The organism is Luminiphilus sp. nBUS_16 (assembly GCF_051201645.1).
In the GTDB taxonomy this organism is placed as follows: Bacteria; Pseudomonadota; Gammaproteobacteria; order Pseudomonadales; family Halieaceae; genus Luminiphilus.
Genome location: NZ_CP179205.1, coordinates 3,323,761 through 3,335,779 on the forward strand (window position 1 = coordinate 3,323,761; position 12,019 = coordinate 3,335,779).

A 12,019-nucleotide genomic window follows, 5' to 3' on the forward strand; every position below is an offset into this window, starting at 1 on the left:
CTTTCTTATTCGTCGAGTTAAAGCGTAGGATCGACTTTTAGGTTGATCCAGCAACACGCTCTCGGGTGAACAAGTAGCTCAGCGTATAAATCAGCAGTGCCGTTGCTGAAGCGCAGGCACAAAGAATGAAAATGTCATCAAAGCCACCCCCCCGCTCCAACAAGAATGAGGCGGCAAGGGGACCCAGCATTTGGCCCAACCCCTGAGCGCCGGGAATAAAAGCAGCGGCACTGCCTGTTCGATCTGCCGCAGAGACCCCCCCCATTTGATAGACGTCGATAAATATCCAAAGAAAATTAAACATCGCCACGCTGAAGATAAAAAACCCTGCAGACACATCAACGGCGAGCAACCCCACCGCAATCACCATGAGCACGAAGGTCACGAGAACGGGGCGATCATGATCAAAGTGCCTCAGCACGTACATTGCTCCAAAACAGCCAACAAAAGACAGCAGCACACTCCAGGAGATTACTTGGGCAGCCCAGTCGCCATCGAGCCCACCAGCCTCCGCCGCAAGCTCAATATTGGACCAATACGCCCCGATATTAATGTAGGCCACGACGATCGCAAAAACTCCCACCCACGCCAGCACTCCAGGACGCTGCTCTGTATTTGTCACCGTAACCTCGGGTTTCGCCAGTTTTTCAGATGGCATCACCCCTACAAATGGCAGTGTCACGACATAGGTCGCAATAAAGAAAGTATAAATACCCGTCATGCTCAAATGGGGGATCATTTGTAACTCTATAAACTGCGAAAACGCAAAGGCTAGCAGCATCCAATTAAACGCTTCTCGAGGCTTAGAACGGGCACCCAAACTCGCCACAGCGACCGCGGTGTAGAGCCCGGCACCGAAACCTGCCAAGGTTCGCAAAATCAACATTGCGGTGTAATCGGTAAAATAAATGCACAACCCGTTTGCCGCGATGGCAATGGCGATACCGGCATAAATCAACCCGCGCCGACTCAACCGGCTTATTAAGAGGCTTACCGCTACCGAGCCCAAAAAGAGACCCAACAGGTCAGATGACGCCACACGATTTACCTCGACATCACTAAAACCCAGCTGATCGACCCAAGCACTGTTAATTGCGGGTAGTGCCACAAGGACACTGTAGCCCACCAACGTCATATATAAGCTGAGTAAAAAAGAGCCTCTGCTATCAAAGGGGTTTTGACGAGCTATCGAGCTATCGGTCACGGCCATTAACGCTTATCCCTAGCAGAGGTGCGGTGAGTTAGATCATAGGCACTCTGGCACTGACATGAACGTATAGCAACCGCAGATCATGCCGCTGAGCCAGAAATCTGGCACACTGTCTTCCAGCACCAATCTGCCGTTCAGGAGCTTGCTAGGCCATGGTTTCGCCACACCCAAAACGTATTTTTGACCGCGCGGTCGAGCTCCTCAAAGGCGGCGCCCGAGAAGAGGCGGAAGCTATTTGCCGCCAAGCGCTCGAAGAAAATCCAAGAGACATTAATTTTGTGGCACTGCTGGGCTGGCTCCTTGCCGAAAGTAATCAGCTAGAAGAAGCTGAAGTGCTACTAGAGCGAGCGGTGCGTACGACCCCGGGGAATGCCAAGGCTCAGGAAGATCTGGGTACCGTTCTGTTAAACCTTAATCGCCCCGAAGAGGCACTACAGTACCTCGAGCGCGCCCGGGAGTTGCGCCCTCCCCACGCGCCTTTGCTCAGCAAGCTGGGCGGCGCCTATCAGAAACTGGGACGCGTCGAAGAAGCTGATGCTGCGCTTAAGGAAGCGGCAACCCTCTCGCCGGTTCAAGCCAAGCTTGAGGAGGCCACCCGTTTATTTATTGCCGGTAAATTTAGGGAGTCGGAGAAACTCACCCAAGCGCTAGTTCGTGAAAATCCCGATAACGTAAATGCTGCCCTGCTGCTGGCAAGAATCGCCATCATGGCCAAGTGCTATGACGACGCGCGGGTCATTCTTGAACGCATCACAGAAACCAAACCCCGTTTTGTCGCCGCTTGGCACGACCTAGGTACCGTACTCAAAGAGCTGCATCATTACGAAGAAGCTGTGTCGATACTCTCAGATGCGGTCAATATTGAACCCAATAACGCCCTGACTCACTATTATTACGGCGCAGCTTTAGCGATGGCTGCCAGACCCCAAGACGCCGTCGATGCCTACCAAAAAGCTGTTGCTCTCGATCCAAAAATACCCGGGGCACACATTGGGCTTGGCCACGTTCTTAAAACGGTGGGGGACCAAGAAGGCGGCATTGAAGCGTACCGACAGGCCATTGAGCTCAGACCCAATTTTGGCGAAACCTACTATAGCCTCTCAAACCTGAAAACGTTTCGCTTCAATAACGACGAAATTGACGATATGCGAGCCCGCTTGGCTAACGAGCAACTGCCGGTAGACTGCCGAGTTCACTTTGCGTTCTCCCTGGGCAAGGCGTTTGAAGATCAGAAACAGTACGACGACGCCTTTGAGCACTACGCCCTGGCTAATCAACTTCATCGAGATAGCATTGCCTACGATCCAGTCCAGACCGAGGTCGCCCACCGGCGCATGTGCGAGATTTTTGATGATGACTTTTTTGCCCGGCATCGTGAGGGCGACTATGGCTGCAAAAGGCCCGACCCGATATTTATCGTAGGCCTTCCCCGCTCTGGATCAACGCTGCTTGAACAAATTCTCGCCAGCCACTCTCTGGTTGACGGTACCAGCGAACTACCCGACATTTCGGTCATTGCCCAAGGGCTTACAGAGCCTAAAACCGGGCGAGTTTTCCCGGGGTGTATGGAGGACATGACACCTGAGGAGCTGGCGCAACTAGGGGAAAAATACCTGACGCAGACCCAGCGACACCGAGGTAGCCGCCCTTTCTTTACCGACAAAATGCCCAACAACTTTGCGTACACGGGTTTTATTAAAGCTATTTTGCCCAACGCAAAAATTATTGATGCCCGGCGCCACCCAATGGACAGCTGTTTTGGTTCTTTCAAACAGCACTTCGCCAAGGGACAAACATTCACCTATGACCTCTTTGAGCTCGGCGAATTTTACCTCGAGTACGACCGCATGATGTCCCATTGGAATACCGTGTTACCCGGTCAAGTATTGCGGGTTCAGTATGAAAATGTGGTCGAGAATCTCGAGGAAGAGGTAAAGCGTATTCTTGCCTTTTGTGAGCTGCCTTTTGAAGAGGGCTGCGTCAATTTTCATGAAACCGAGCGCGCCGTTAGAACCGCAAGTTCAGAGCAAGTACGTCAACCCATTTATAAAGGCGCACTTGGCACTTGGAAACGCTTTGGAAGCCACCTCAATGAGCTACAAGAAATCCTAAGCCCCGTGCTTCCAGAAGAAGACAGATTAGAAAACTGATGCCGAAATTACCCAAATTTATTGCCACATCGGTCGTTCGAGGCTCAGAAAAGGGTCAAAGCCATGGCGGCGTTTACCTCATCGACTTTAATAATCAGCAGGTAGACCAAAAAATAGATTGGAATACTGGGGATATCGACTTTTCGGGTCGCGGCTGGGACCGAGGGCTTCGCGGCATCGAATTTACCGACGATGAGCTGTGGATTGCGGCCAGCGATGAACTGTTTTGTTACACACCTGACTTCCAGCTAGTGGGTTCTTACCGAAACCCCTATTTGCGCCACTGCCACGAGATCTGCCGACGAGATCATCTGCTATTTCTCACCTCTACCGGCTTTGATTCTCTGCTAGCCTTTAATTTGCACACACGAGAGTTCGTTTGGGGCGTCTATTTTTCAAAGGATGGCCGCCAGTGGGTGGCGCAAGCCTTTGACCCAAGAGCGCAGGGTGGCCCCGCCTTCACTAACTCGTACCACATCAATATGGTGAAAGTGGATCAGGATGGCATTTATCTCAGTGGCCTCAATACTCAAGCGCTACTGGCCCTATCTGCCGATCTCACGGTTTCCGAATTTTGTAGTCTGCCCAAAGGCTGTCATAACGCCCAGCCTTTTGAAGATGGCGTGCTGTTTAACGATACGGGCGCCGACGTAGTGCGCTATGTATCCCCTAGCGCCGAGGGCAGCGCAGTGCCAGTGCCAGAATTTGACTCTGAAACACTGGAGTCTCGCGGCGTCGATGACAGCCGCATTGCCCGACAAGGCTTCGGCCGAGGCCTGTGCGTCATTAATGATCAACTGATTGCGGCAGGCTCGTCTCCCTCGACCGTTGCTATTATTGACGTCAAAGCGGGTAAGCGTTTAACCGCCGTTAATCTGACCCTCGATATTCGCAACGCCATTCATGGCTTGGAGTGCTGGCCCAGTCGCTGGCCATAGAAAAACCCTTCCCAGAAAAAAGGGCGCCTATGGCGCCCTTTTTTCTGTCAGTGGTTACCACCTAAAAAGCTTTTCTCACTGTGAGTGAGTAGTTCCTTGGCCGTATCACCGAAGAACTGTTACCCCCCCACACCGTATCGAAGTCAGAGGTGTCCTGATAGGTAATGCCACGCTCGTCGGTCAAATTACTAAAGCGCAGCTGAGCCTGCCAATCGCCGCTCTCAAAGGAGAGTATGGCGTCAGTAATATCGTAATCGCCTTGAATACGCTGGGGTGACGTAAAGCCATCGGTTAACTGGTTCAACGACTCGCCTACGTAACTGTGTTGCAAGCGTATGCCGGCCTCACCGCCCAATATATTAATGCCTGAATAGTCGGCGTAGAGGTAATAGCTGGTATCGGCGAACAACGGCAGGCTTGATCGAGGCTGCAAGCCCGAGGGCACCTTGCCGCCCTGAGCACGAGGCTCGTCATAGAATTCCTGACCATCAACATAAGCGTCTTGAATATCGGTTAGGTTGAAGCCCACTTCTAGGTTGTCGGTAATCAGTGCCTTAAACTCGAGATCAAGACCTTTTACGGTAGCGTTACCTACGTTACCCACAACGATCTGGAAGGGAATGTTGCCATACAGCGGTTCGCCATTTTCGTCTTGCACACTGAAAGTGCCCAGAGCATTACTGGGATCAGTCACCTCAATCTGCATGTCATTCCACTTCATCGTGTAATAGACCGCGTTGAATACCACACGGCCATCGAAGAACGTAGACTTCAGACCAAACTCGGTGTTTTCAAGAATGTCCGATTGGTAATCGACGGGTAGCGTTGGGCCACCTCGATCCAAACCACGACCGCGGTTGGTGCCTCCTACCCGGAAGCCCTCTGAGTAAACGCCGTAGACCATAACGTCCTCGAGCACCTGTAACTCAAGACCATATTTGGGAATGAAGCCGTCATCCGAAGCGGTTCGGTTGGGTAGCTGCTGATCAACCCGGGCGTCGGGGCGCTCCACTGTATAACTCAGTTCGCGGTCAACTTCGTACCACCGGCCGCCCAGTATGGCCGTTAATCGATCCTCAAGCAGAACAACATCCATCTCACCAAAAACAGCTTTGTCCGTTCTGTCGGTCGCTTGGAAAGAATTCCACCAGGCATCGGTCGGTGCAATACCGGGGTAGTAAGAGCTCCAGTAGTCAAAGGCAGCCGAGTTGCGATAATCGTCTACGTAGGTATAGAAATCCCAAAATTCCTCGGACTCCTGCCAAAAGCCACCGACCGTCCAATTAATACGATCCGTGCTGCCGGCCAAACGAATTTCCTGCGTCAGGCTTTCGTTGTTTTGATCGTTGATCAAATAGCCGGTGGGATCTAGACCAAAGTCATAGGCGGCGTAGCCATAGTAAAGACCAAAGGCGTAGTGAAAGTAAGCCGCGTAAGACTGGGTGTCATGGACATAAAACGTATCCCGGTCGTAGTAGGACGTTGCCGAAACCAGCTGAGCAAAGCCTAAATCACCCTCTATCACTAAACTGGTCTGCATCCACTCGTCAGTTCGTGTTTCCTTGGCAAATTTAACGGTCTGCAGGTCACCGACATTGGGGTCATAGTCCATGAAGCCATCAGACTCTAGGTCCTGATAGTTCGCCGTTGCTGTGACACTCCAGTTATCGTTAACCAACCAGCGAATCGATGCGCGAGCCCCTAACCAATTAACTTGGTTGATATCGTCGTCAACATAAGCGCTGTTGTTTTTCTGACCACCTAGGCCTGAGCCAAAGACATCATCAACGACGGTGTTGCCCAAAACGTTGTCAATAAATCCGGCATCTTGGGCACTGAAACCCGCCAATCTAATCGCTACAGAGTCGCTCAGAGGAATGTTAACCGCGCCGTCTAATTCATAGCCTGTGCCACCGCTTGACGTGGAGGAAACGCCAGCGCCGATATTAGCGCTAAAGGCATCCGGGTCGGGTTTGTTCGTGATGACACGAATCGCTCCGCTCTGAGAAGAGGCGCCGTAAAGTGTTGACTGCGGTCCCGCCAAAGCCTCAATACGCGCAAGGTCAACGGGGTAAATGTCGGGAGCCATCGAAGTCATCGACATGGGTTGCTCATCGAGATAGATCGCTGCCGTGGGATCAACGAGGAAACCGCCCCCGTCGCTCACTCCTCGGAAAACAATCGTGTTCTGTCCGGGAGTCGTGGTTGAAATATTCAATCCCGCGACTTGTCGGGAGAAATCCTCAAGGGTCGTTATGCCCTGCTTCTGAATTTCATCGCCAGACAACGATTGCACCATCATTGGGATGTCTTGGGAAGATTCTGCACGCTGACGAGCGGTTACCACGACTTCTTCTAATTCCGCGCTAAAGGTCATGCCAGGGGCAGTTGCACCTATCGCTGCGGCAACGCCTGCGGCAATGGCTGAAGGGTGAAAACGACTGTCTTTCTTTGATAAGTCAGATGTCATGACTGGGTCCCTTAAATATCTCGTTGTTTTTCAACGTATTTTTCATTAATTGCAGCGCCTAGAGCCGCCTGCACGGCCTTTCTGACAGGTGCTGTGCCGCCACCGCATCGACAATAGATCATCGGGTCATGGGGCTACTACCTAGTTTTACAACGTTACAAGAGGGATTGCACGGTAAAAATTAATAGTCTTTGACGCGCTGTAAAACGACTCCGTGTGCAGCTTGAGACAGCGCGACTGCTAACAGGACCTTAATTGCAGCGTACGCGCCGGGAGAATTTTGAAGAAGCCTCATCAAAGCCAGTGTCAAACCTCAAATGGCACCGCGCTTTGCGGCTATTTTGCCGAGTAACAATCAACATGCTGTTAAGCAACGTAAAATACAAAGATGCACGGCAAGCCCCCTATTTCGTAGTTTGCCCTACAGGTTTAGGTAGGCAGTTGCGCTGATTTGGGCCTAGGCATTGGACGCCTCATAGTTAGGCAAAGGGGCGGATCTCAGTCGAAGCCAAAGCGCCGCCAAAAGGAGAACGGGCAGCAGGGTACTTATAACCACCATTTCCCAGCCTAAGTATTCAAGGACTGCCCCAGCGGCAAAGCTTGCCACCGCCGCACTGCCAAATACCGCGGTGTCGTTGTAACCCTGAAGCTGAAGCTGCGCATCGGGATGGGCACTTTGAACCAGCAACGTGGTGCCCCCTACAAATAGAAAATTCCAGCCCGCGCCCAGAAGCACCATCGCCAACCCGTAGTGCCATACCGTTTGCCCCGCCAAGGCGGCGGCCATAGTCGCCGCAAAAATAACGATACCCCCGGCAAGCAAAGAGCGTGCACCAAAACGGGCAATCAGCCAGCCGGACACCAAAGATGGAAGATACATAGCCAATACGTGAGCCCGGACCACGCCGGCAGTGTCACCCAGACTGTGGCCATCCATGACGTGCATCGAGACCGGTGTCGCTGTCATGACGAAGGTCATCACTCCTTGACCCACAACCCCTGCGGCTACGGCAAGCCAAACCAGTGGCGGAATGCCCCTCAAGCTCACATCGACAGGTTTAGGCGTGACTTCAGCAGTACGCCCCCCGCCCCGCAGTGATAATTGGCTCAAAAGCAAAGCTGCCAGCACAAACAGCACCGCGGCACCCAACAGCGCGCCAACAAAGCCGCCCTCAGGGATTATTTGCTCGCTTCGAGCCACTAACTCAGGCCCAACAATAGCGCCGCCTACACTGCCAAGAAGAAGCAATGACACCGCAGATCCGGCCTGTCCCGGCGTCACAGTTTCCGTTGCCGCAAAGCGGAACTGTTGGCTAAATGCCACGCTAATACCCAGGGTGCCGGTGCCCGCACAATACAGACTGAAGGAACCCAGAGTGAGGCCCCAGTAACCAAGGGCACAGGACAGCAAGGCCATAAGTGCAGCACTGACAAATCCGGCACGCCGCCCCAGGTGGCGCATAAATTGCGCGGCGGGAAAAGCGGCCAGGGCGGTACCCAGCACCATGAACGACACGGGTAGCGTGGCGAGGCCAGCATCCGGTGCCAGACGCGAACCCACAATACCGGCCATGGTCACGGTCATCGCCCCCGCTGAAACAAAGATCACCTGGCTGCAGAGGAGCAGCAGCAAATCCCGATTCAATAACTCCCGTCGCGATTCTCTATCCATCTTCAGCCAACTCAGAAGTCCACCGTAAACAGTTCATGGTTTGTTTGTCCGTACCAGAGCTTTGAACCCGGTGGTGCAACCACTCGACGTTGCCCTACCTGGTATGTGTATGAGGACACCGGGAGGCGTAAACATTAAACCCGATCACTGCTAAACAACTCGCATTTTTGCGCTTTAAAACGCTCAAAAATGCTGCTTAATTCTTCAGTGAACGTGCCGATTTGTATCGGCTTGGTGAGGTAATAATCGCAGCCCGCCGCCATACAACGATCAATATCTTCCGCGAGGGCAAACGCGGTCAGTGCCACGATCGGAATATCTTGCCGAACCACTTTAATCTGCCGGGCTGCCTCATAGCCATTCATAATCGGCATCTGCATGTCCATAAGAATCAGGTCAGGTGGTTCATCTGATGCATTTTGCTCCTCAAAGCAGCGCAGTCCCTCTAGACCGTTGGCGCAGTGAGTCATTGTCGCGCCCGCAGTACTCAGCACCACTTCCAATAAAGTTGCTATGGGCGCACTGTCCTCACACACTATAACGCGCAGGCCCTGCAATTCCTTGGTGCCCGGAACCGAGAGATCTGCTGAAAACTTAGGCCAGTCAACCGCAAAAGGATTGGTCTCAAGATGCTCAGACCAATGGGTTTCTGCCGGTAACTCAACAGGTAATGTCAACGTGAATTTCGAGCCCTCACCCAGACTTGAAGCCGCGACGATATCGCCCTCTAAGGCCCCTGCAATCTGGCGAGAAAGGGCCAACCCTAGTCCAGTACCTTCAATACCAGCCCTGTGGTGGGTATCGTGCACCCGGCTAAAAGGTAGAAACAGATTTTTCATCTGCGCGGGATCAATGCCAATTCCCGTATCTAACACCTCCACAGACAGTACTGCTTCGGCACCTCGATCTTCTGCCGAAAGGGTCACAGTAATGGTGCCCCGCTCAGTATATTTGATCGCATTACTCAGAAGATTAACGATAATTTCTCTGAACTTAAGCTGGTCCGTGATAACGGCATCGGGTAGCGCACCGCTGACCACAGTTTCCAAGCCCACATTTTTGCTTGTTGCGCGCACCCTCAAATTTTCAACGGTAGCAGTGACGACGGGTAGCAGCTTTATCGCTTCAAACTTAAGCGACATTTCTCCCGCCTCCACCGCAGACATATCGAGCACATTACCGATAAGGTCTTGAAGGTAGCGAGCGTTCTGAGTGAGCTGACCCCGCCACTGCTCTTGTTCGTGAGGGTCCTTTGCGCCTTTTGCTAACAGATCGGCAAAGCCGACAATGGCAGTCATCGGCGTTCGTATCTCGTGGCTCATGTTGGCAAGAAAATTGGTTTTCGCGACTGACGCTGCCTCGGCAGCCACACGGGCCTCGCCGAGCTCTTTAGCCTGTATTTCTAAAGCGCGACGAGTCTCCTCGAGGTGTGCGACGGTTTTTTCCAAACGGTCCATCGTCAGTGCGGTATCGATACGTGTCGATGCTAATGAGGCTATGGTGGTGAAAAGACGAACATCCTCATCAGTAAAAAAATGGGCGGCGTGATGCTCTGAATCAAGGACGCCGATGATTTTGCCCTCATGACTGATCGGCACCGCGAGTTCAGACAACCGAAAATCATCGTCTTCAATATAACGGGGATCAAGGCGGGCATCGTCGATGCGCTGCACCTCACCCGTCTGTGCAACGTGCCCGACGATACCCTGGCCAACGGGGATGGTTATTTCGTGGAATATTTCGCGGTCTACAGGGTTTTTGGGGCCGTGTGCTGCGACTTGCTTCAGCATCTCCCCATCATCAGCCAGTAAGTACACCACACAGTCTTCGAACCCTAACTCAGCGATCGCTGTCTTCGCGATATTCCAAACAATATCTTCTAATTTGGTCAGACTGGATTGGCGTAAAGTGAATTGGTGCAGAATATCCAGGTAGCGATTTCTGGCGATCTCGGCGCTGGACTCCGGGGCATTGTCAGTAACCTCGGCCATCAAACACCGACGCTTTTATCGGTACTTTGGAGGCCGCTACGGGCAGTGTTCAGCCGCAGAGGATTAAACGTGATCGGCGGCATCAGATTCGTGGTTGCACCTATTTGGGCTGCTTTCATAGCGCCAGCCCTGCGGCATGTACCGCGAAGAAAAACACAGCAGAAATCCAAAGGTTGTTCCTCTTAAAACCGTCGCCGGTCCGCAACTCTTGGAAATCTAATTTTCGAATGTTTATCCACCTCAAAGTTTAGTAGCCCAAAGCCCACCAGAACATACTCAAGGGACACACCAAAGTAACCCGATGCTCAGCGGCTATCAATAACAGCTTGAATCAGTGGAATTATCGTTTGTCGAACCAAATCAACGGGTGCGCCGGCATCCTCCCTTGAATAATCATCAATGGCGATGTAGCCCCCAATACCACGCTCAACATCAATAAAACTAATCGCACCAAAAGCTCCAGGATCGTCATATACACCGGGGTTATCTGAAGAAATCCACCAACCCATGCCGTAAGGGGTGGGGTTTATCGATACCGTTCCGCCTCGATCAACCCGCATACGATCGAGTGCCGCCTGACTGAGGACTTGCTGATCACCACAGAACCCACCGTTGAGGTGCACCTGAAGTAACTTGGCATAATCGGCGAGATTGGTGATGGCCCCGCCGCCAATATGTGGATTGCTTTGTCCCGGCAGGCTCTCAACGGTGCCGTTGAAACTGGAGATCCCTAAATTGAGCTCTTGCCAGGGATTGCCAAAAGTAAACACCTCGAGGCCACAGGGCACCCCCAAGTATTGATCGACCAGCTGATTCCAAGTGGTATTGGCCGCCACCGAGGCAGTAACGCCCGCTGCTTGCCATTGGCTGCCACCATAGTCAAAGCTATCCCCCGCGGGCTGACTCGCCGCAAGCTCGTTAGTTAATAGCTGCTGTCCGCAGGCCTCAAATTCGACAAAGTCGGAGGCGGCAAAGGTGCAAAGATGATTGAGGTCCTCCAGCGTCTGCCCAAATGGATTCCCGTAACTATTAAGTGCCGAGAGGCCCGGTATACCTGTCGTATTGCTCACCATTTGAACAATGGTCCGGTCGGTATAAACGCCCTCGTAGGGCAATATCGTACTGACCGGCTGGTCCACAGAAAACGAGACGCTAGAATCCTCATCAAGGGCGAGCAGGGTCATTACCGCAGGCACTTTGCTGGTTGACGCCAACATCACTACGAGATCTTCAGTGTGGTCACCAAACGTTTCCGTATGCAATGTCGCTTTGGCATCAACCACAACGTAACTGATGCCATCAAAAACCGCACTGTCATCGATAAAAGACTGAAAGGCACCGTCAACCTCAAAAAAATCAAGTCCGGCTATGGGCGGTTGCTCATTACTTGTTTCACCTTGCACACCAACGCGCAAGCTTTGCACTTGACTCAGGAGTGCGGAAAAAAAACTGCTGGCGGCTGACGCCGAATTTGCCATTGCCAGCAGAGCAACTATGAGTGCGAAGAAACTGCGCCGGATTAGCCAAGGTAGAGCCCTCAGAACCATGCTTTTTTTCCTTTAAGCTGAGTGAATAAAATGTTTCGCTG

Annotated in this window: 7 protein-coding genes; 2 read left to right on the top strand and 5 right to left on the bottom strand. The window is 52.5% G+C overall.

All coding sequences use genetic code 11. From position 1 onward, the window contains the following. Positions 1-37: 37 nt before the first annotated feature. Positions 38-1,210, bottom strand: a complete 1,173-nt coding sequence (locus ACMAY6_RS14660) for a YbfB/YjiJ family MFS transporter (RefSeq protein ID WP_435213035.1) — start codon at positions 1,208-1,210, stop codon at positions 38-40. A gap of 152 nt (positions 1,211-1,362) precedes the next feature. Between ACMAY6_RS14660 and ACMAY6_RS14665 the strand changes: the two genes are divergently transcribed. Together ACMAY6_RS14665 and ACMAY6_RS14670 are read left to right on the top strand one after the other, a co-directional pair. After that, a complete protein-coding gene (locus tag ACMAY6_RS14665; RefSeq protein ID WP_435213036.1) occupies positions 1,363-3,360 on the top strand; it encodes a tetratricopeptide repeat-containing sulfotransferase family protein in 1,998 nt (665 codons plus the stop codon). Further along, on the top strand, positions 3,360-4,298 hold the full coding sequence (locus ACMAY6_RS14670) for a hypothetical protein (protein WP_435213037.1): 939 nt from the start codon (positions 3,360-3,362) through the stop codon (positions 4,296-4,298). The genes ACMAY6_RS14665 and ACMAY6_RS14670 overlap by 1 nt, the downstream gene beginning before the upstream one ends. Before the next feature lie 61 nt (positions 4,299-4,359). On the opposite strand, the gene ACMAY6_RS14675 is transcribed toward ACMAY6_RS14670, so the two are convergent. From ACMAY6_RS14675 to ACMAY6_RS14690, 4 genes are all read right to left on the bottom strand, one after another. Then, entirely contained in the window at positions 4,360-6,768 is a 2,409-nt protein-coding gene (locus ACMAY6_RS14675) for a TonB-dependent receptor (RefSeq protein ID WP_435213038.1), read from the bottom strand. A gap of 457 nt (positions 6,769-7,225) precedes the next feature. Continuing rightward, positions 7,226-8,440, bottom strand: a complete 1,215-nt coding sequence (locus tag ACMAY6_RS14680) for an MFS transporter (RefSeq protein ID WP_435213039.1) — start codon at positions 8,438-8,440, stop codon at positions 7,226-7,228. Between the two features lie 134 nt (positions 8,441-8,574). After that, complete coding sequence (locus ACMAY6_RS14685) at positions 8,575-10,431, bottom strand: ATP-binding protein (protein WP_435213040.1); 1,857 nt, start codon at positions 10,429-10,431, stop codon at positions 8,575-8,577. Between the two features lie 305 nt (positions 10,432-10,736). Then, the gene (locus tag ACMAY6_RS14690) at positions 10,737-11,978 is read right to left on the bottom strand and encodes a serine hydrolase domain-containing protein (protein ID WP_435213041.1); all 1,242 of its coding nucleotides are present in this window, start codon (positions 11,976-11,978) and stop codon (positions 10,737-10,739) included. Positions 11,979-12,019: the final 41 nt, after the last annotated feature.